This window comes from Actinomyces sp. oral taxon 175 str. F0384 (assembly GCF_000223355.1).
GTDB lineage: Bacteria > Actinomycetota > Actinomycetes > Actinomycetales > Actinomycetaceae > Actinomyces > Actinomyces oris.
Genome location: NZ_AFUR01000006.1, coordinates 697,234 through 717,554 on the forward strand (window position 1 = coordinate 697,234; position 20,321 = coordinate 717,554).

General features: G+C 68.2%; 19 protein-coding genes. 6 read left to right on the top strand and 13 right to left on the bottom strand.

All coding sequences use genetic code 11. The features are described 5' to 3' along the window. Positions 1–34: 34 nt before the first annotated feature. Both HMPREF9058_RS13530 and HMPREF9058_RS13535 read left to right on the top strand, forming a co-directional pair. Positions 35–2,236: a hypothetical protein gene (locus HMPREF9058_RS13530; RefSeq protein WP_139019029.1), complete on the top strand. Its 2,202-nt coding sequence runs from the start codon at positions 35–37 to the stop codon at positions 2,234–2,236. A 2-nt stretch (positions 2,237–2,238) separates the two neighbouring features. Beyond that, positions 2,239–3,441 carry a hypothetical protein gene (locus HMPREF9058_RS13535; protein ID WP_009747910.1) on the top strand — a complete coding sequence of 401 codons (1,203 nt, stop codon included), beginning with the start codon at positions 2,239–2,241 and terminating at the stop codon, positions 3,439–3,441. 105 nt (positions 3,442–3,546) lie between these two features. Here HMPREF9058_RS13535 and HMPREF9058_RS11435 read toward each other — a convergent pair whose 3' ends face one another. Beyond that, positions 3,547–4,530, bottom strand: a complete 984-nt coding sequence (locus HMPREF9058_RS11435) for a ribokinase (protein WP_009407450.1) — start codon at positions 4,528–4,530, stop codon at positions 3,547–3,549. Positions 4,531–4,583: 53 nt separating this feature from the next. Beyond that, complete coding sequence (locus HMPREF9058_RS11440) at positions 4,584–5,501, bottom strand: LysR family transcriptional regulator (protein ID WP_009407139.1); 918 nt, start codon at positions 5,499–5,501, stop codon at positions 4,584–4,586. Between the two features lie 82 nt (positions 5,502–5,583). Between HMPREF9058_RS11440 and HMPREF9058_RS11445 the strand changes: the two genes are divergently transcribed. Together HMPREF9058_RS11445 and HMPREF9058_RS11450 are read left to right on the top strand one after the other, a co-directional pair. After that, positions 5,584–6,609 (top strand): threonine/serine dehydratase, encoded by a 1,026-nt coding sequence (locus tag HMPREF9058_RS11445; protein ID WP_009407216.1) that lies wholly within the window; start codon positions 5,584–5,586, stop codon positions 6,607–6,609. A gap of 410 nt (positions 6,610–7,019) precedes the next feature. Beyond that, positions 7,020–7,856 (top strand): DUF559 domain-containing protein, encoded by an 837-nt coding sequence (locus HMPREF9058_RS11450; protein ID WP_050798048.1) that lies wholly within the window; start codon positions 7,020–7,022, stop codon positions 7,854–7,856. Between the two features lie 175 nt (positions 7,857–8,031). On the opposite strand, the gene HMPREF9058_RS11455 is transcribed toward HMPREF9058_RS11450, so the two are convergent. The 6 genes from HMPREF9058_RS11455 to HMPREF9058_RS11480 all read right to left on the bottom strand — a co-directional run bounded on the left by HMPREF9058_RS11455 (position 8,032) and on the right by HMPREF9058_RS11480 (position 13,193). Beyond that, complete coding sequence (locus HMPREF9058_RS11455; RefSeq protein ID WP_009407086.1) at positions 8,032–8,538, bottom strand: DUF3995 domain-containing protein; 507 nt, start codon at positions 8,536–8,538, stop codon at positions 8,032–8,034. Positions 8,539–8,727: 189 nt separating this feature from the next. After that, positions 8,728–9,156: a D-aminoacyl-tRNA deacylase gene (gene dtd, locus HMPREF9058_RS11460; RefSeq protein ID WP_009747827.1), complete on the bottom strand. Its 429-nt coding sequence runs from the start codon at positions 9,154–9,156 to the stop codon at positions 8,728–8,730. Continuing rightward, positions 9,156–9,527: a DUF2516 family protein gene (locus HMPREF9058_RS11465; protein WP_009407440.1), complete on the bottom strand. Its 372-nt coding sequence runs from the start codon at positions 9,525–9,527 to the stop codon at positions 9,156–9,158. Before HMPREF9058_RS11465 ends, dtd begins: the two co-directional genes overlap by 1 nt. A 220-nt stretch (positions 9,528–9,747) precedes the next feature. Then, on the bottom strand, positions 9,748–10,977 hold the full coding sequence (locus HMPREF9058_RS11470) for a folate-binding protein YgfZ (RefSeq protein WP_009747878.1): 1,230 nt from the start codon (positions 10,975–10,977) through the stop codon (positions 9,748–9,750). Then, positions 10,977–11,753 (bottom strand): FABP family protein, encoded by a 777-nt coding sequence (locus HMPREF9058_RS11475; RefSeq protein WP_009407034.1) that lies wholly within the window; start codon positions 11,751–11,753, stop codon positions 10,977–10,979. Before HMPREF9058_RS11475 ends, HMPREF9058_RS11470 begins: the two co-directional genes overlap by 1 nt. Positions 11,754–12,056: 303 nt before the next feature. Beyond that, positions 12,057–13,193, bottom strand: coding sequence for a hypothetical protein (locus HMPREF9058_RS11480; RefSeq protein WP_043538227.1), 1,137 nt, complete (start codon positions 13,191–13,193; stop codon positions 12,057–12,059). Positions 13,194–13,400: 207 nt separating this feature from the next. On the opposite strand from HMPREF9058_RS11480, the gene HMPREF9058_RS11485 reads away from it, so the two are divergent. Further along, positions 13,401–14,072: a response regulator transcription factor gene (locus HMPREF9058_RS11485; RefSeq protein WP_009407144.1), complete on the top strand. Its 672-nt coding sequence runs from the start codon at positions 13,401–13,403 to the stop codon at positions 14,070–14,072. 444 nt (positions 14,073–14,516) lie between these two features. Here HMPREF9058_RS11485 and pstB read toward each other — a convergent pair whose 3' ends face one another. The 4 genes from pstB to pstS all read right to left on the bottom strand — a co-directional run bounded on the left by pstB (position 14,517) and on the right by pstS (position 18,805). Then, positions 14,517–15,296 (bottom strand): phosphate ABC transporter ATP-binding protein PstB, encoded by a 780-nt coding sequence (gene pstB / locus HMPREF9058_RS11490; RefSeq protein ID WP_003781705.1) that lies wholly within the window; start codon positions 15,294–15,296, stop codon positions 14,517–14,519. 88 nt (positions 15,297–15,384) lie between these two features. Continuing rightward, positions 15,385–16,407 (bottom strand): phosphate ABC transporter permease PstA, encoded by a 1,023-nt coding sequence (gene pstA, locus HMPREF9058_RS11495; protein WP_009407154.1) that lies wholly within the window; start codon positions 16,405–16,407, stop codon positions 15,385–15,387. Between the two features lie 216 nt (positions 16,408–16,623). Beyond that, complete coding sequence (gene pstC, locus HMPREF9058_RS11500; RefSeq protein ID WP_043538229.1) at positions 16,624–17,640, bottom strand: phosphate ABC transporter permease subunit PstC; 1,017 nt, start codon at positions 17,638–17,640, stop codon at positions 16,624–16,626. Between the two features lie 91 nt (positions 17,641–17,731). Continuing rightward, complete coding sequence (pstS, locus tag HMPREF9058_RS11505) at positions 17,732–18,805, bottom strand: phosphate ABC transporter substrate-binding protein PstS (protein ID WP_009747941.1); 1,074 nt, start codon at positions 18,803–18,805, stop codon at positions 17,732–17,734. Between the two features lie 196 nt (positions 18,806–19,001). Here pstS and HMPREF9058_RS11510 point away from each other — a divergent pair, with 196 nt between their 5' ends. Beyond that, complete coding sequence (locus tag HMPREF9058_RS11510) at positions 19,002–19,277, top strand: cell surface protein (protein ID WP_254654145.1); 276 nt, start codon at positions 19,002–19,004, stop codon at positions 19,275–19,277. Between the two features lie 12 nt (positions 19,278–19,289). On the opposite strand, the gene HMPREF9058_RS11515 is transcribed toward HMPREF9058_RS11510, so the two are convergent. Beyond that, the gene (locus tag HMPREF9058_RS11515; RefSeq protein ID WP_009407303.1) at positions 19,290–20,318 is read right to left on the bottom strand and encodes an NUDIX hydrolase; all 1,029 of its coding nucleotides are present in this window, start codon (positions 20,316–20,318) and stop codon (positions 19,290–19,292) included. Positions 20,319–20,321: the final 3 nt, after the last annotated feature.

Consider the following 20,321-nt stretch of genomic DNA (forward strand, 5'->3'; position numbering starts at 1 on the left):
GACATAGTCACGGATGGGTCACCACAATAGGTTCATGCCTCTCACGCCTGACGCCGACGAGCACGGCACCGATCAGCACAGCACCGATCCCGGCAGCCAGGGGATCGGAACCCAGCCAGGCACCACCGCCTCCAGCGACGAGGCCTCGACCGAGCCGGACACGGGTGAGGCCGAAGGCAGCGCCAACTGTGATGCCGTTGAGGCCGCCCAGGCCGCGACCGACAACGGCGAAAGCGAGGCCGACGGCGAGCCCTTCCCACCACGCGGTGTCCTTACCCTGCGCGCCCTGCGCTGGGGCGGAGTTTTGGCAATATTTGCCTCCACGGCCGCCATCTACCTGCTGTGGCCTGAGGGAGCTCGGCTCGCCTGGGATCCTCGCACCCCCGTAGGCAGCGTCGGAACCACATTTTACTTAATTATTCTCGCAGTTGTCGCCATATTCGGATGGCTCCTGAGCCCACGACAGTCACGCCACCCTGGCCGGTGGCTTGGCATATCTGCAGCGCTCACCCTCATCGGCGGGTTGATGGCAACAGCCATCACGGCTAGCAAGTGGTGGTACGACTATCGGGTCACCGGTTTTTTTCAACCCACCCTGAGCATCATTCCCTGCATTCCCGCATCTATCGCCATCGCCCTTCTAGCAAATTCCAGCCTCCACTACATACAAAACTACGTTCCTCGGAATCCGAGCATCAAGTGCGACCTCACCTACTGGGGGCGCCTCCATCAACCGGCAACCAGCAGTCAAGCCAGCGAGGAGAAGAAGAATAGAAAAACTGCACCACTCAGCATCAGCACTAAACAACGCGGCACCTACCTCTGTATTGCCATCCTGCCGACGTTGCTCTTCGCCGGCTTCGTAACAGTCCCCACCTTGCATCGACCAGAATCACACACGACAGCCAACCCTGGCAGCATAGAAACTCCCTCTATGCCAACATCACTCAACAGCGACGCCGCCTGGAGTGCAGAGTTCGTCAACATCATGGACATTGTCGGAGGAGCTGGAGGGCCCATTGTTCTGAGCGCAGACGGAATCACCTCCCTCAATCCTTCCGACGGCACGACCCGTTGGTCATACCGACACCCGGGAGCCCATTACTTAGCCGACAACATACGGGACAAGAAAGGAAGACTGGTTGTCAGCCCAGACCGGAAGTATGTCGCCGCAAGAATGGAGACAAGCGCCATTCTGGACTACCCCGATGATGGCATCTTATCCAGAACATTAGTACTCGATGCCCTCACTGGCGACATCATCCTGGAGGCAACCAACTCCGGTGGCACACTTCAAATGACAGACTCCACCCTCCTTGACGGGAATACGGCCTACTCACTACACAGCAAATCAAAACTATGGACGCTCTCATCTCATGACGGAGACGACTCAAAGACGACACCCACATACTGGGGCTCAGCCGGACATCATACTTTTATCCTCAGCGTCTCTTACGATGAGTACTCCGGGGACCACTACGTCCCTCACGCAACTTTGACAGTTGCCCGCGACACAGATCCGAGCGTCACGTCCGAAGTTACTGAAGTCGTAGTTGACCCCGTCTACAGCAGACATTATATTCCTATAATCGACGGATGGATAGCCAGGTACAACGCCGAGTCCATGAATTCAAATGGCGAGGCATCCGCCGAGGCAATCTCCTTGGATTCAGCCGCACATGAATCAGCGCCCCACACAGCCATTCCCCTCGGAGTGACCTCAGGACTAAACTCCTACGCGTCAATAGCCTCGGGATGCATCGTCACCTACCCACCCTCCGATGTCACTTCATCTGATGATTTCGAAGCGTCGATCAACAAAGAAGGAGCGGCCAGAGTTTCCTCCATCTTTGACCCCTCCACACAGGCAGTATCAGATCCTGCTCACCACTCCGGGATTGCCGGAGCACGAATCGGGTTCACATCAAAGGTCCACGAGGGTACACATATGGCTGCGATCACCATCCAGCCCGGAGATGGGAGCCCAGAGACTACTATCCCACTTGCCCCGAACACCACCTACTTACCCCCATCCTCCTACGTAGACGGCCTTAAATACAATCCTCATGAAATGTTCACCGAAGAGCATCCACCCTCCGACAGGATTGTCGTGAACACCCCGGGGGCCACTGTTGTTGCACTCAATGTCACTGACAGAACTGACGACGCTTCCTACCTTGATCCCAAACCAACTCAAGGAAGTACGTTCCGAGTCTTTGGGGTGACAGGAAAGTAAGCATGGAAAGACATACCAGCACGACACCCTCCATTCTCCTGAATCGCCGTCGGCTCATTCAAATCATTGCCACAGCATCACTGGTCGCGGTCTCATTAACTCCTTACCCGTCCGATACTCAGTACGCGCCTGAAGCTCCTCGAGTCACGGTAACCGACCTTGACTTGGACCAACCTCGACGCGATGACCTCGAAAGTCAACACAACTACAGATTCAGCGAGTTCGAGCTGCGAACGGCCTTCGGGGGAATCAACACCTCCTTCTACCAGTACAACAACGGCAGCATAGGCGACGCCTCCGCATTGTCTGTCATCAGTTACGACCCGAAGACTAAGAATCCTCAATGGGCGAAGTCACTGAGGGCGTTCCAGCACTCAACACCTTCACGTACATACAGCACAGTTTACTTGACGGAACCAGAGAACCAGATGGATTCTCGTACTTCTGGAACACTGGTTTCCAGCCCTGACGGACGGCATGTATCAGTACTTCTTCACGTCACCGCGTTCTATGAAAGTAATGCGAACTACCCTGACATCACTGTATTCAGTCGAAGCACTCACGTCGTCGTTCTTGACGCCAGAACGGGTGACGTGGTTCGCCAGGAGAAGTTGCCCGACCTGGTCCTCGGGCAGGCGTTAACGAACAACGCTCTCGCCGTTGAAACAGCTCAGGATTTCTTTCCCGGCGGCTCCGGCCGAGGTAAACTTCATGTTTTCTCACTGGAGAAGAAATCTGATCCAGCCGCCGAGATCCCCGTCGATCAGTGGCTGGTCGGCGCCAGCAGGACAACACTACTGCTGTCTTCAGAAACAGCAGTCCAAAGGCGCGTCTCAGAATTTCCAAACACCACCACAGTCACACAGCTAGACATCCATGGACATGTAGTGAATACAATCCCCAACGTCACGGAGATTGTGTTCGGAGGGTGGATACGAACACTGCCCACCTCTTCGAATGAATCAAAACCTGATGCCGAGACTAGCGAGAAATCCAGTCTTCTGCACGTCGACACTGGCGCAAAAGTGGACGCTTCCGGAAAGTTAGCCTGGATCTCGGACACACCGACAGGCACTGGAGTATTCGTCCAGAACGAGGTACCTACTGATGACGGCAAGACCAAGTACGTCCCTGTCTTCTGGCTCAGCTCGACCGATGACGGCCACCCGCACACCGAGAACCTCGAGCAGTTCACGGATGACTGAAGCTCTGGCCGGCGGGGCAGGCTTCTGTCACCGCTTCCCCAAGGCTCACAGGCCTCCGCGGCGGCTGCGAGCCACCTCGGCTCTCGCTCGCTCGTCGGGCCGCGCTTATCCGAAGTGCTGCTCGACTGCGGCGATGTTCCCGTAGGAGGCCTGCGCCCCCACAGAGGTCGTCGCGAAGGCGGAGACGGCCGAGGCCACACCTGCCGCCTCCTTGAGTCCCGCCCTTGCGGCGAGCGCCGCCAACAGCGTGCCCAGGAAGGAGTCACCGGCACCGGTAGTGTCCATGACATCCGCCGGGAAGGGATCGACCGGGGTGATCTCCTCTCCCTCGATCACCATCGACCCACGGCCCCCCAGAGTCACCACCGCGGAGGGGATCCCCATGGCAGCCAACCGCCTCGCGCAATCGCCCCAGTCCGTGACGTTGTCGGCCCGGCCGCACTCCGGCTCTGCCGCAGCGTCGCTCGTACCCGGCTTCAGCATGTCGGCGAGCTCATGCTCATTGACGACCAGGACATCAATGGCCTCCAGGAGCCCAGCGGACAGCACCGGGTGGAACGGCGAGTTGTTGAAGACCACGCGGGTACCGGCGTCGTGGGCGATACGGGCCGCAGCCTCCACCGCGCCAGGGCTCACCTCCATGCACAAGCCCAGCACGCGAGCCTCGCCGATGACGTCGCGGTGCCGCTGCGCCGTCGAGACATCCACTGTCCCGTTTGCACCGGGAGACACCACGATGGTGTTGTCCCCCGCGGAGTCCACGGTGATGATGGCGGTGCCGGTGGCCACATCCTCACGCTGAACCGCGGAGGTGTCCACGCCGGCGCGCTGGAGGGACTCGATGAGCAGGTCGCCGTAACCGTCTGCACCGACTGCCCCGATCATCCTCACACGAGCTCCGAGAAGACCGGCCTGAACCGCCTGGTTCGCGGACTTGCCTCCCGGCAGGATCACCAGGTCCTCCCCACTGATCGTCTCACCGGGCTTGGGGAAGCGCTCCGTTCGGACCGTCAGGTCAGCATTGAGGGACCCGAAGACGGCGACCTCGCCGGATACGTCACCCAGAACAACTCGCACACCAGCTCCCATCTCCGGTTCCTCTCTGTGATGCAGCACGGACACACGTCCCATCACACCACACCTCACCGTGAAGCAGCACTCCTGCCGGTCCTGACCATCGGGCGGCGCAGGCTCGTGCGGCGGGCCGCCGCCTGGCAGGCCTCCACCAGGACGTCGATGGCCAGCGGGCGTGGCTGCTCGGCGCGGGTGACCACCTCGACGCGCCGCTGCTCGCGGGCCAGGGGCCGAACCTGAACCCCCTCGTGCCGATAGGCGTTCAGCGCCATCCCGGGCAGCAGGGCCGCCCCCACCCCGGCGGCGACGAGCGCCTGCACGGCCACGTAGTCGTCGGAGGCGTAGGCGGTCTCGGGCGTGAAGCCGTTGGCCCGCCCCACGGCGAGAAGCTCCTCACGGCAGCGAGCGCAGCCGGTCACCCACCGGCACTGGGCGCCGTCGGCGATGCGCGTGATGCCGCCGGGGTGGGTGACGAGGTAGAGGACGTCGTCGAGCAGGTGCTCGGCCTGAAGGCCCTCGCCGGCGTCGTCGTCGACGTAGGAGAAGGACAGGGCCGCGTCCACCCGCCCGCGCCGCAGCGCGTCGAGGGCCTCGGGCGGCTCGGCGTCGACGAGCTCGACCTCCAGGCCCGGGTACTGCCGGCCGACGACGTCGAGCACCCCCGGCACCAGGGAGGCCACTGCGGAGGGGAAGGCGGCCAGGCGTACGCGCCCCGCCTCGGCGCGGGCCATGGAGACGACCTCGCGCTCGGTGCGCTCCAGCAGGTCGAGGACTTCCTGACCGCGGGCCGCCAGTGCCCTCCCCTCCTCGGTGAGCCGTACCCCTCTGCCCGCCCGCGTCAGCAGGACTGCGCCGGTCGCCCGTGACAGGGCGGCGAGCTGGTGGGAGACGGTGGACTGGCTGAACCCCAGGGACTCGGCGGCTGCCGAGACGGTGCCGAGGCGGGAGAGCTCCACGAGGGCCCGCAGCTGCTGCACATCGATCACGCCACCAAGTATGTCTTGTATCGATGGGTATTCGTCAAAAGATTCATTGGACCGATACTCCGGCCGCCCGCATCATGAAGCCATGACCGTCACCGACACCCTGCCCCAGGCTCCCGCCGCTATCCAGACCGGTCTCGACTTCGACGCCGTCCTGCGCACTTACGAGGCCGTCTCGCGGGTCCTGCCCGAGACTCCCGCCTGGTCCTACCCGCTGCTCAACGCCGAGGCCGGGGTGGATGTCACGGTCAAGCACGAGAACGTCCAGCCCACCGGCGCCTTCAAGGTCCGCGGCGGGGTGGCGCTCATGGCGGCGCTCAGCCCCGAGGAGCGGCGCCGCGGTGTCGTGACTGCCTCCACCGGCAACCACGCCCAGTCCCTGGCCTGGGCGGGCGCCCGCAGCGAGGTCCCCGTGACCGTCGTCGTCCCGGTGGGCGCGCCGGCCCGCAAGGTGGCCGCGGTGCGCGCGCTGGGGGCCCGGGTCGTCGTGGAGGGGGAGACGATGTGCGAGTCGCTGGCCCACGCCGAGGCCCTGTCACTGGCCGAAGGGATGCGCATGGTCTCCCCCGGGGACGAGCCGGCCATCGTGCTCGGGCACGCCACCGTCTACCTCGAGCTCTTCCGTCGCCACCCGGGCCTGGAGGCCGTCTACGCGCCGGTCGGTTCGGGCTCCGGGGCCGCCGGCGCCTGCCTCGTGCGCGACGTCCTGGCCCCCGGGTGCCGGGTCATCGGCGTCCAGTCCAGCGCCGCGCCGGCCGCGCACCGCGCCTGGACCTCCGGGGAGCCGGCCACCGTCCACAGCCGCACACGCGTGGCGGGACTGGCCGTCGGGGCGAGCTTCGCCCTCACCCAGTCGGTACTGGGCCGCAGCCTCAACGACTTCATCCTGGTCGACGACGACGCGATCCAGGGCGCCGTCGGTCTCCTGGCGACCCACGCCCACACCCTGGCCGAGGGCGCCGGGGCTGCGAGCCTGGCCGGGCTCATGACCGACCCCACCCGCCAGGGCCACTGCGCGATCGTCTGCACCGGCGGCAACGCCGACGACCACGAGCTCGCCGGCATCTCCACCGGTTCCGTCGTCGGCACCGACGCGACCCTCAACTGCTGAAGCCGGCCGATCCATACCTGACGGCCGGTTGGGGACCACTCCCCGTTGAGCCGATGCGGAGAATCGGGCGACACTCGGTTGAGGGCCGGGGAGCGCAGTCGGGGGCGCATACCCGGCCCTCTCCTCTGCCCCGGCGGCCCGCGCCGCCACAAGCGCCCTTGCGTCACCCCACCACGGGCCCTCCCGCGGCCACGAGTGTCCACAGAAATGACATTAGCCCGCACAAGCCACCCGCCCACCACCTAGAACCACGGAATCACACGGTTTTCAAGCCAGCACCAACGTCGTCGGGCATCCAATGTCATTTCTGTGGACGTCAAGCAGGAGACGCGGCTCGTCAACGCCGGAAGTTATCCACAGGAACCAGCCACTTCCTAGCGCCTCAGCTCCGGCAGTCCAAGAATCGTCTCATGGACGACAATGTGCTGACCCGCATCGGCGACGCGCTTGGCGCCGTTGCACAGGCTGATCTACATCTGAACCGTACCGGGCGCCGCCGCCTCCAGGCCCTGGTAGACGCGGGAGAACTCAAACGGTACCCGCACGGAATCGTAGCGCTGCCCGGCACCGACCGACGCATCCTCATCGCCCGCCTTCACCGAGGTCTTATCACCTGCGAGCATGCAGCCGCCTACTACGGCCTTCCGCTCCCCTCTCCACCGCGCAGTGTCCATGTTCTGACTCCGCAAGGACGTCGATTACCTCCGTTATGGGGTGAGCACAGACACGAGACTCGTGGGCGTTCCGTCCTTCGGCTGGAAGACTTCCCGGTTGTCTCCCTCGCCCGCTGCATCGCCGATCTCCTGTGCTGCGCAGAAGAGTGGACGGCTCTGGTCGCCGCCGACGCCGCCCTGCATCGGGGCAGAACGACTCGCCAGCAGGTATCCGCATATCTGCGCGGTCCTCGCCGTGTTCTTGGCCGGAATCGCCTGAAGCGCACCAGCGATCGCGCTCGCAGTCCACTGGAGACCCTGGCCAGAGTTCAGTTGCAGGACGCTGGAATAGATGTTTCCGACGGCATGGTGATCTCAGACGTTGGAGAAGTGGACCTGGTGGTGGCCGGGTGGCTTGTCATCGAGCTGGACGGCTACGAGTTCCATTCCGACCGTTGGTCCTTCCACCACGACCGGGAACGCGATCGCGAACTGGTCCGGCAGGGTTATACGCCCATCCGCTTCACGTCCAACAATGTGCGTTCAGGGAAGATCGTCACCGATGTCCAACGGATTCTCTCCACCCACCCATAGGCGATGCATGGAATCGACATACCTCGCCCGGCCACGCCCGATGTCCACAGAAATGACATTGGATGCCCGACGAGGTTGGTGCTGGCTTGAAAACCGCGTGATTCCGTGGTTCTAGGTGGTGGGCGGGTGGCTTGTGCGGGCTAATGTCATTTCTGTGGACACCCGCCGCGGAGAGTCAGCGCCCAGCAGGGCCCGCGTGCACGGCGGGCTCGGCCACCGCGGGCCGGCTCCAGCGCAGGTAAGCGACCGTCGCGGACAGCACCAGGATCCCGCCCAACCAGAAGTGAGGCATCCACAGAACCAGGCGCCACCAACCGTATCGTGAGAGTGGCTCTCCGGACATGATCGTCGGGATCGCCGGCGCCGAGCCGACCAGCCCGTAGGCGATGAGCAGGGCTCCCGAGACCCAGCCAAAGGCCAGACGCATCCAGCGCGGCACCCTGATGACGTCCGGGCGCAGAAGGGCGAAGCCGAAGACGACGAACCCCAGCTTCACCAGCCCGGAGACGAGGACGACCACGATGAACCAGGTGGGCCGCTCTTGGGCGAGCCGCAGCCCCTCACCCTGGAGGACCGTGTCGACCAGCCACGGGGAACCCAGCGCCCAGGACACGCTGATACAGCCGAAGACGGCCCACCACAGCATCATGGCGATGACCACCACCCGTGAGCGTCCCGTCATCTCAGCGGCTCCTGAACATCGCATCGGCCACGGTACTGCATCGTCGTCGACCTCCTTTGACCTAGTTCCTGTTGGCTATGTCCGGGGCAGGCCGGTTCTCGCCGACATCGCGGTCGTACCTTGGGGCGCGCGCTCGAGAGGTAGAGGGTATGAACACGCGGTCGCCTCACCCCAGTTTCGCAACAGGCCCTATTCAGCCTCGATGAGGATCGTCACCGGGCCGTCGGCCTCCATGTCGATCTTCATGTCGGCGCCGAAGCGGCCGGTGGCCACCTCCAGGCCGCGCCCGCGCAGATCCTCGGCCACGGCCTCCACCAGAGGCTCGGCCACCTCACCGGGGGCCGCCTTGTTCCAGGTGGGGCGCCGGCCCTTGCGGGTGTCGGCGTACAGGGTGAACTGGGAGACGACGAGCACCGGCGCTCCGGCGTCGGTCACCGAGAGCTCGCCCTCCAGGAGCCGTAGGTCCGCGATCTTGCGGGCCACCGTGGCCACCTGCGCGGGGCCGTCGTCGTGCGTGGCGCCCACGAGGACCATGAGGCCAGGGCGGGTGATCTCGCCGACCACCTCGCCGTCGACCCGGACCGCCGCGCGGTTGACCCGCTGAATGACGGCGCGCATCAGCGACCAGCACTCCAGCCGCGCCCATCGCGCCCCGGCCGACGCTGCGAGGCCCGCCCCGGGATGCGGATCGAGGAGCGCACCCGCACCGGCGCCAGTGCCTGCAAGGCGGGGCGCACGTCCACCAGGTAGACGGCGCTGGCCACGACGCCCAGCAGGCCGAACATCGAGGCGGCCCCGAGCAGGCCAACCACCGCCGTGCCCACCGCGTTGACCACGTTCCAGAATCGCTTGGTGTTCTTGCCGGCCGCCGCGTAGTGCTCCGCGGGCCGCATCAGGGAGTCGATCAGCGCCCAGACCCCCATGACGAAGGAGATGAACTGGGCGGCGATCCAGCTCCACCTGACCGCCTCGGAGAGAAAGAATGACACAGCATAAAGGACACTCACGCGCCCCAGGCTACCGGTCGCCGGTCACCGATCCCAGAGAGGCGGCCACGCCCAGCGAGAACAGTGGTGGCCTCACACGGCGGCCGGCAGTCAGACGGTTGCCGGCCGCTGGCGCAGCCCCAACCATCCCGGCAGACATCGGGCTCGGGTCCCAGAGCAGCCGTCCCGGGAGCGCCCGGGATCCGGGGCACGACCGGACGGCTCAGAGCCGCAGGCCCTTGCGCAGCTCCGCGCCGGGACGCTCGGCGGGACTGGCCTGGGCGCGCCCCTCGGGGGAGACCAGCACCTCCTGGGCGGCGTCGACCCTCCCGACCGGGATGGTCTCGCCGGTGGCCTCGTCGACCTCGGTGATCTCCACGGTCAGCTGCTCGCCCGCGGGCACGGCGCGGCGCAGCAGGGCCAGGGCGATGGGGCCGAGCTCGTGGTGGCGCGCCACGGAGGTCACGGCGCCCACGGCCCGCTCCCCCATGCGCACGCTCGCCCCCGGCTGGGGCAGGTCGCCGACGAGGCCGTCGAGCTGGAGCACGGTGAGGCGGCGCGGAGGCCGGCCCAGGTTGAGGGTGCGCGCGATCGTCTCCTGGCCCGGGTAGCAGCCCTTCGTCAGGTGCACGGCCGTGCGCAGCCAGTCCAGCTCGTGCGGGATCGCGCGGGCGTCGGCCTCGCGGGCCCAGCGGGGTCGGCCGGCCTCAATGCGCAGCGCCTCCCAGGCCAGGGCGCCGGCCAGGCGCCGCCCCTCCCCGGCGGCGAGGAAGGTGCTCACCACAGCATTCACGCTCTGTGCGGGCACGAGGACAAAACCGCCCCGGTAGGTCTCACCGGGATGGGGCCGGTCCGCTCCGACGTCGTAGCTCGTGCCGCCTTCGACGACGCCCGGCCACGGGTCGCGCCACAGGCCGATGAGCGAGCCCTGAGGCCCGGCGTCACCGGCCTCGGCCGGTGAATCGGAGGCGTCCGGCGCGGTGTCGCGCGCCGCCTGGACCAGGGCCTCGAGGCCCTCCCCCAGGGCGCCCAACACCATGACGTCGGGGCGCTCAGTCACCTCGACGCGCAGCATGAAGCGCATGGAGTCCAAGAAGGTCGCCAGCGCCTCGCCGTTGCCGGCCTCCGTGACGAGCCAGAGCGTGCGACCGTCGTCGAGGGCCGCGAGCGCGTGGGTGATGTGGCCCTGGGCGTCGAGGAGCAGCGTCTCCGCGCCTCCGTCGCCGGGCTCCAGGCCGGTGAGCACCTGGCTGGACAGTGTGGTCAGCCAGCTCAGGCGGTCCGGCCCGGCGACAGTGACGACGTCGCGCGCCAGGGCGCAGACCGCGCGCCCCTCGGCCAGGGCGGCCTGCTCGCGGCCGGGGTCGCCGAGGTGGGCGGGGACGGCCTGGTCGGGGTCCTCCGGGGCGGATGCGACGGCGCCGGGGCGGTTCAGCAGCGGGGAGGGGCGCATCAGGCGGTCGGCTCGGCGTCGTCGGAGGCGGGAGCGGAGGAGGTGGAGGACTCGCCCTCCGGCTCAGCCGGGTCGAGGGCGGAGCCGGGCTGGGCGGCGGGGTCGTTCACGTCGTCAACGCGGCCGAGGCGGCCTGAGGCGTAAGTGGTCACCTCGCTCCGACCGAAGGCGGCCATGTCCTGGGTCCACATGAGGTCACCGCCCACGAGCCCGAACATGCGGGTCATCTCCTCCACGGGGACGGCAGTGCGGGCCCGGCCCACGGCTTGGGTGCCGACCTGGGCGCGCGGCCCCTGGATCCAGCCCTCCCAGACGGCGACGTGGCCGGCGGGGTCGGCCGAGACGAGCTCGAGCTGGGTGACGGGGATGAGCGGACCGCCGGAGCCCTTGGTGTCGGCGGCGTTGGTGGTGTCAGAGGTGTCAGTGCTGTCCTGGGCGGGCTCAGCGGTCTCGGCGCCGTCGGGCTGCTCCTGGCCGACGGGCCGCCAGTAAGTGGTCTCGGTGGACCAGATCTGGGCGGGGGCCAGGAGGGAGGCGCCCTGGAGGCCCGGCATCTCGAAATCGAGGTTCTTGGAGCGGGTGGCGTCGACCGTCCAGATGGTGGTGGTCTGGCGCAGGTAGGGGCCACCGTCGTGGTCGAAGGTCATCTCCTGGTAGACGGCCTGTTCAGGCACGGTCTCGCCATAGGTGAGGATGCCGTAGCCGCGCCAGGTGCCGGCCAGCCAGGCCAGCGGGTAGAGCTCGGGAGCCAGGTCGTCAGGAAGCGTGAATGCCATGCCCGCAGCCTACGTCGTCTCCCCGGCCCGCATCACGCGCGCCGCCCGCTCGGGCCGCGCGGATCCGCCGGCGCCCTGAGCCTCCGGCGTGCTCTGGAGCCGCAGATCCGGGCAGGATCGGCACTGTCGTGTCCAAATCGGACACAAAGGCGGTGAGGAGCACTGAGTGCGCCAGACGAAACCGCATGATTCTGCGGCTCCTTCGCGTGACCGCTGGGCCTCGGAGTCTCTTTGTATCCGATTTGGACATCCGGCCGCCGTGACGCGGCGTTCTCGGGACCTCGCGGGGCCGGTCGGCCGCCCTCAGCCGGCGATGAAGCCGCCCAGGAGGCGGGCGATGGCGTAGACCGGTACGCCGACCGACAGGATCGGCACGAGCGCCGAGGCCACCGCCGCCCGCCCACCGGGCACCCACCGGTGGGTCCACAGGACACGGTTGCCCGAAGCCATGAGGACCCCCGCCACGAAGCCGACGGCCACGCAGGCCACGGCGCTCTGCAGGGCCGCGGTCGCACTGATGTGGGACAGGCCGAAGAAGCCGGCCGAGGCCAGCACGTAGCCGGCGCCGCCGGCGAACAGGGCCGGCACCGTGACGGTGAGGGCCTCCAGCATCCGGGCGCGCACGTTGAGGACGGTCAGGACGGCGCCGACGAACAGCGCCAGGCAGGTGGGCACGACGATAGCCGGGTCGGCCAGTCCCGGTTCCAGGGCGCACCAGGCCGAGCCGGAGACCGCCACGAGGCAGCCGGCCACCGTTGAGGACAGGTCCTCGACCAGGTTGTGCCGGCCGTCGCGGCGCAGCATCTGGCCGACGAAGGCCAGCAGGATCGAGAAGGCCATGACCAGGCCGGCAACCCCCATGTCGTCGAGGAGGTAGACGCTGGCGGCGGCCGACAGTCCGCTGATCGTCATGACGATCGTGCCGCCCAGGTCGTGCCGGGCGCGCACGAGCGCGGGCCACCCCTGTGCGGCGGCCGGCACCAGGACAGCCACGAGGGCCAGCCTCACCCAGCCGGGCAGCACTGAGCCGACCGCCAGCAGCAGCGGGACCACGCCTGCGAAGGCGAGCCGGGTCCAGGCCGGGTCCACCAGGCCCGGCTCCTTGGGGCGGTTGGAGGCGCGACGGGTGGCGTAGCCCAAGTCCTCGGCGAGGTCGGCAGTGTCACCTGAGTCGGCTGAGCGGGCCGCCTCTGGAACGTCGGAGGAGGCGGCCGTCTCGCCGGAGGCATCCGAGCCGGCCGAGGCCGCGGCTGCCTCCGAACCGTCAGGCCCTGCCGAGGCGTGGGAGTCGCCCGGGCCGATGACGCTGGCCCAGTCCGACGCGCCACCGGCGGCCGTCGGAACGGCTGCGGCATGGGAGTCATGGCGCGAGCCGCGGGAGGCTCTGCGGGTGCGCGCGGCCGGTTGGGCTCGTCGGTGGTGGGTAGTCACAGCACGCATCGTCCCACACCCGGGCGGCCGCAGGGCCCACTGCGACCTCACTGCGGCCCCGCCCCACACTCCTCGCGGACGGTCACTATCCGGACAGTCGTTGCCCCAGGAGATTCCGCCTGCGACCAGGTGTGGTTGACTTGTCCCAACAGTATCGCCGCTGCTCAGCTCGACTGCGCCAGCGGTTCCTGGTCGCGAGCCACGGAAGGAGCAGCCTTGCGGATCATCATGTTCACTCGTGAGAGTGACGCCACTGACGTCCTGCCGGCGACCGCCTTCCTCGACTCCCCGGTGGAGTGCCTCCCCCCGATGCCCTCCTCCTACGCGGAGGTGGACAGCGCCGACGTCGTCATGATCGACGCCCGCGGGGACCTGACCCGCGCTCGCGCCCTGTGCCAGCTCTTCACCGGCCCCATGGACTGCCCGCCCATCATCCTCATTGTGGAGGAGGGAGGCGCCGCCGCGGTGCAGATCGACTGGGGCGCCGCCGACTTCGTCATGGCAGGCGCCAAGCCCGCCGAGCTGTCGGCCCGGCTGCGGCTGCTGCGCGCCCACGTCCCGGTCGTGGACGAGGCCGACGACGACCGCATCGACGTGGGTGACCTCGTTATTGACGTCACCGCCTACACGGCCCGACTGCGCGGCACGATCCTGGACCTGACCTACAAGGAGTTCGAGCTGCTGAAGTTCCTGGCCGCCAACCGGGGGCGGGTCCTGACCCGAGACGCGCTCCTGCACGAGGTGTGGGGCGAGGACTACATCGGCGGCTCGCGCACGGTGGACGTGCACATCCGTCGCCTGCGCGCCAAGCTGGGCACCGAGCACGACAACCTCATCGGCACGGTGCGCAACGTCGGCTACCGTCTGGACGCCCCCGAGGACGCCTGAGCGCGCCGGCCCCGGGGAGCCTGAGAAGGCCCGGGCCGGCCCAGCCAAGGGGCAAACGTCTGCCCGACCGCCGGGTGGATTCACTGGGTGGACACCGCCGCGGCCCGCAGCCCGGCCCTGTAGACTCGTGGGCGGCGTCGGGCCGTGACGGGCCCCGGGCTCCAACTCAAGCCGCCGCGAGCGGCATTCGCGCCGACTGGCGCTCTCCGGCCCGACGTCCTCCCTCTCTCCCCAGCGGCCTGTCGCCCGCTTCCCCCTCGTGTCGCACCGCCGCGTCACGCACGGCGACCAAAAGTGTCACTCCGGGCGACTTTTACCTGCGCGGCACCAGCTCCCCGATCGACGTGTCACCCACTGACCTGCACAAACGTGAATCAAGGTGCGCTCGGACCGGCCTCGGGCGGCCTGAAAAGTCGCCATTCGTGACACCTGGCCCCTCGATCCTCAGCCGAAGCGGCCCGAGATGTAGTCCTCGGTGGCCTGCTGGCTGGGAGCGGAGAAGATCTTGTCGGTGGAGTCGTACTCGACGAGGTGCCCCGGCTTGCCGGTGGCCTCCAGGTTGAAGAACCCGGTCATGTCGCTCACGCGCGAGGCCTGCTGCATGTTGTGGGTGACGATGACGATCGTGTAGTCCGTCTTGAGCTCGGAGATGAGGTCCTCGATGGCGAGCGTGGAGATGGGGTCCAGGGCGGAGCAGGGCTCGTCCATGAGCAGGACGGCGGGCTTGACCGCGATGGCGCGGGCGATGCACAGGCGCTGCTGCTGGCCGCCGGACAGTCCCAGGCCCGGCCGGTCCAGACGGTCCTTGACCTCGTCCCACAGGTTGGCCCCGCGCAGGGAGGCCTCCACCAGGTCGTCGGCATCGGACTTCTTGATGCGGCGGTTGTTGAGGCGCACGCCGGCCAGGACGTTCTCGGCGATGGACATGGTGGGGAAGGGGTTGGGCCGCTGGAAGACCATGCCGATGGCGCGGCGCACCTGGACGGCATCGACGCCGGGACCGTAGAGGTTGACGCCATCGACGATGACCTGGCCCTCGACGCGGGCGCCGGGGATGGTCTCGTGCATGCGGTTGAGGGTGCGCAGGAAGGTGGACTTCCCGCAGCCGGAGGGGCCGATGAGGGCGGTGACGGACTTGGGCTCGATGACGACGTTGACGTCCTTCACGGCCAGGAAGTCGCCGTAGTAGATGTTCTCGCCGATGACGTCGATGCGCTTGGACACGTCGGTTCCTTTACCTGAGGTGGACTGCTGAGGGCTCTGGGGGCGCTGGGGTCGCTGCAGGCGCGGTGGTCCCGGCGGCTCCGCCGGGCTAGCGCCGGCCGCCCTTGGGGCTGAAGTACTTGGAGATGAGGCGGGCCGCGAGGTTAAGCAGCATGACCAGGATGATGAGGGTCAGCGCCCCGGCCCAGGCCCGCTCCATGGCGGCGGCCTCCCCGCGGGAGTACTGGTCGTAGACGAGCACCGGCAGGGTGGACATGGAGCCGTCCAGCGGGTTGGTGTTGGTGCGGATCGTCAGGCCCACGGTGATGAGCAGCGGGGCGGTCTCGCCAATGACGCGGGCGATGGCGATCATGACGGAGGTGGTGATGCCGGCCACCGCGGTGCGCAGCACGACCTTGACGATGGTGAGCCACTTGGGAACGCCCAGCGCGTAGGAGGCCTCGCGCAGGTGGGAGGGGACGAGCTTGAGCATCTCCTCCACGCCGCGGATGACCACCGGCGTCATGAGGACGCTTAAGGCGACGGCCCCGATGATGCCGGCCTGGTAGCGGGGACCGGCCGCGATGAGGAAGATCGAATAGGCGAACAGCCCGGCCACGATCGAGGGGATGCCGGTCATGACGTCGACGAGGAAGGTGATGACCCGGGCGATCCAGCCGCCGTTGTACTCCACGAGGAAGACGGCGGTGAACAGCCCCAGGGGCACCGAGATGAGGGTAGCGATCCCGGTGATCTGGAGGGTACCGACAATGCCGTGGTAGAAGCCGCCGTTGGAGGCGTCGGCGCCACGCATGTTCGTGGTCAGGAAGTCGTAGCCAAAGCGGGCCGAGCCGCCCGACAGGACCATCCACACCAGGGAGACCAGCGGCACCATGACGACGGCGAAGGACAGGTAGATGAGGAGGGTCACCAGGGTGTTGCGGCCCCAGCGCTCGCCCTCGCGCACCCAGGACACGGCGGTGGCGCCCACCACCCACACGACGGCGGTCAGGGCGACGACGGCGGCGATGCTCCATCCGGCCAGCAGGCCGATCCCGCCGACGACGACGAAGGCGGCTCCCAGCGCCGCCCAGATGAACCAGTCGGGCAGGCGGTAGGAGGTCAGGGGCACGCCCTCGATGGTGGGAGGATCGGCCAGGGGGTCGACGGGGGCGGCCGGGGCCTCGGCGGCCGCGAGCGCGGCCTTGAGGGACTTGGGCGCGGGGGCGCCGGTCTCGCCTGCGGAACCAGCAGCGCCGACGGTACCGGCGGCCGGGGCGGGGCGGGAGGCCGTACCGTCGGGGAGCGGCGTCGGCGGGGGGGCTCGGGGGTGTTCGTGGGCGTCATGTCAGCTGGCTCCTGAGAACTCGGAGCGGCGCGCGATGATCCACCGCGCCAGGGAGTTGACCGCGAAGGTGATGATGAACAGGACCAGGCCGGTGGCAATGAGCACGTTGACGCTCAATCCGTAGGCCTCGCGGAACTGCGAGGCGATGTTGGCGGCGATGGTCTGATGCTGGCCGGCCTGGAGGACACGCAGGTTCAGCCCCATCCCGGGCGAGAGGATCATGAGGACGGCCATGGTCTCCCCCAGGGCGCGCCCGAGCCCCAGCATGGAGGCGGAGATGATGCCGGAGCGGCCGAAGGGCAGGACGGCCTGGCGGATCATCTCGTAGCGGGTGGCGCCCAGGGCCAGGGAGGCCTCCTCCTGGAGGGTGGGCGTCTGGAGGAAGATCTCGCGGATGGTGGCGGTGATGATCGGCAGGATCATGACGGCCAGGACCAGGGAGGCGGTGGTGATGTTCTTGGCCGGGGCCGTGTAGTCGGCGAACAGCGGGATGAAGCCGAGGTGCTCGCTCAGCCAGGTGTTGATGGGGTCGAGCAGGGGCACCAGCCACAGGAAGCCCCACAGGCCGAAGACCACGGAGGGGATCGCGGCCAGCAGGTCCACCATGTAGCCCAGGGCCTGGGCCAGGCGGCGCGGGGCGAAGTGGGAGATGAACAGGGCCACCCCGATGCTCAGCGGCACCGCGACGCCCAGGGCGATGGTCGAGGACAGCAGCGTGCCGAAGACGAGCGGGGCCACATAGCCCCACAGGCTGCGGTCGCGCATGAAGGAGACCGACTCCAGGGTCTCGCGCGAGGCCGTCAGGGCCGGCAGCGCCTCCCGGATGAGGAAGGCGGCCACGAGGGCGAGGACCACCATGATGAAGGTGCCGGCGCCGAAGGACAGGCCGGTGAAGATCCGGTTGCCGGCCTGCCCGGGGGCCTTGCCGGGCTGGATGATGGCGTCGTCGGCACTGCTGGAGGCGGTCGCGGTGCCCGCTGGGGGCGGCGACGACGGCGGTGCGGTGGTGCTGGCCACGGCTGACCCTCCTCGGGGTGTCTGGGGCGGCGGCTGGGCGGGTGGGTGCTGGCTGGTCATGTGGTTGCGTGCGGCGTCGGGCCTGGCGGCCTCAGGCGGCGATCTTGTCGATGGCGGCGTTGATCTTCTCGCGCATCTGGCGGGTGATGGGGGCGCAGCCGGTGGCCTTGGTGGAGACATCCTGCCCCCGGGTGGAGGCGGCGAAGCGCAGGTAGGCCTTGACGACGGCGGCGATCCGGGCGTCGTCGTAGCGCAGGCGGGCGGCGAGGTAGGAGACCAGGACGATGGGGTAGGCGCCCTCGGCATCGTGGCTGGGCTGGTAGAGCAGGCGGGTCTCGTCGGCCTCGGAGCCCAGGGTGGCGGCATCGAGGGCGGCGGCCGCGGCCTTGGCGGAGACGGGCACGTAGGCCCCGTTGGAGCCGACGGCGACGGTTCCCAGGGTGGCGGGGACCTTGGAGGCGTCGGCGTAGCCGATGGTGCCGGTGGCCGCGGAGACGGTCTGGATCATGCCGGCGGTGCCGTCGCCGGACTGGCCGCCGCGCAGCGGCCAGGTCTCCTCGGGCTCGTGGGGCCAGGCCTTGGGGGCGACGGTGGCCAGGTAGGTGGTCAGGGCCTTAGTGGTGCCGGAGTCGTCGGAGCGGCCCACGACGATGATCCGCAGGTCGGGCAGGGCGGCGCCGGGGTTGAGGGCGGCCAGGGCGGGGTCGTTCCAGCGGGTGATGGCCCCGGACAGGACCTTGGCGAGGACCTCGCCAGTCATGTTGACGTGGGACTCGCCGGTGAAGCCGGGCAGGTTGTAGGCCACGGCGATGGGCGAGATGTAGAGGGGCAGCTCGACGGCGCCGCCGATCCGGCTGATCTCGTCGGCGGTCATGGGGGTGTCGGTGCCGGCGAAGTCGACGGCACCCTCGACGAGCTTGGTGCGCCCGGCCCCGGAGCCGCCGCCGGCGTAGTCGACGGTGGCGCGCAGGTTGGCGCCCATGAAGGTGTTCATCCAGGCGTCCTGCGCGTCGGACTGGGAGGTGGCGCCCGCGCCGCGGATCTCCCCCACCAGGTCGCTGGAGGCGTTGGGGTCGGCGGCGCCGGCGTCGCGCCCGCAGGCGGTCAGCGCGGTCAGGGTGGCCACGCTCAGGGCGCCCAGGGCGCCGCGACGGGTCAGGAGCACAGGCTCTCCTCGCTCAGTCAGAGGGGGTCGGGGGTCCAGTCGGATACCGGGTGATTGTCAGGCAGCGGTCACGATAGGCGCCCCGGATGAAGGTTCCGGGTGACCGGGGTAAACGGTTGGTAAACGATCCCTATGAGGACCGTCATATTTCGATACGGTGGTGGGGACACGGCTGCTTCAGATGAAGGACATCGACATGACGCACGACCACTACCTCACGATCTCCTCACGCCCCGCGTTCCTCTCCGTGCTGGCGGCGCTCAACGCCTCGGTCATCAGCTTCTTCGTGCTGTGGAGCAATGCCGACACCGCGGCGGTCAACCGTGCCGAGGAGCACGGTTTCGACCCCAGCCAGCTGCTGCCCCACGCCACACCGTTCTGGTTCGCCGCGCACGCCTCACTGCTGAGCCTCCTGGCCCTCGACGTCCTCGCCTTCCTGGCATGGCGCAGGTCCCGCTCGCAGCCTGAGTAACCACGGCATCGGTCAGCGGCCCTCAGACAGGACGGGGCGCTGCTTCTCGATGGCGACGGCCCGGATCTTGCCTCGGGGGCGGCGGGCCATGTGGACCACGAGGATCTCGCCGGTCTTGAGCCAGGGGTCCCGGTCGGGCACGGAGCGCAGGAGCCGGCCGGGGGCGTACTGGGAGACGACCTCCATGATGGTGGGCAGGACGGGACGGTGGGTGCACAGCGCCGTCGGCTCCTCGCGCACGCGCAGGACCTTCTTGACCACGGAGCGCACGCCCTTGGGGCTCTCGGCATGGGCCATCTCGGTCAGCGCCCCGGCCGTCTCCAGGTCCAGGCCCGCGGCCGCGGCGTAGGGGGCGACCGTGTCCACACAGCGCTTCCAGGGGCTGGTGAGGACGCGCCCCACCCCGTAGGCGGCCAGGATCGGGACGAGGGCGCGGGCCCGGGTCTCGCCCTGGTCGTGGGTCAGGGGGCGGGTGGTCTCGTCGGTCTCCTTGTCCCGCTCCTTGGGGCGGTTCCACACGGAGCGCTTGACGGCGCGGCCGTGGCGCACGAGGACCAGGGTCCAGGTGTCGAGCTTGCCGTCCTCCCACAGGTCGACGAGCTCGCCGAGCAGGTCGCGGTCGTAGGAGTAGGTCAGGCGCTTGCGGGCCTGTCCCACGCGCAGCCACTCGACGGCGTCGATCTCCTTGGTCGAGGCGGGCTTGACGGCGCAGCGGGCGGCGACGGCGGCCGAGGCCTCGGGGGCGACGCGGGCGGCCCAGTAGTGGACCTCCTTGCGCGAGCCGTCGGCGAGCTTGTAGTGCACGCGGCTGAGGGGCTGGCCCAGGATGACCTGGACGCCGGTCTCCTCGGCAACCTCGCGCACGGCGCAGGTGCGCACCGACTCGCAGGGCTCGACCTTGCCCTTGGGGATGGACCAGTCGTCGTAGCGGGGACGGTGGACCAGGAGCACCTCGAGGTGCTTGCCGTTCTCACGCCACACGAGGGCGCCAGCGGCCTTCACGGTCTCGCGCGACCGGTTCTTCTTGCTGGACGGGCTCATGGC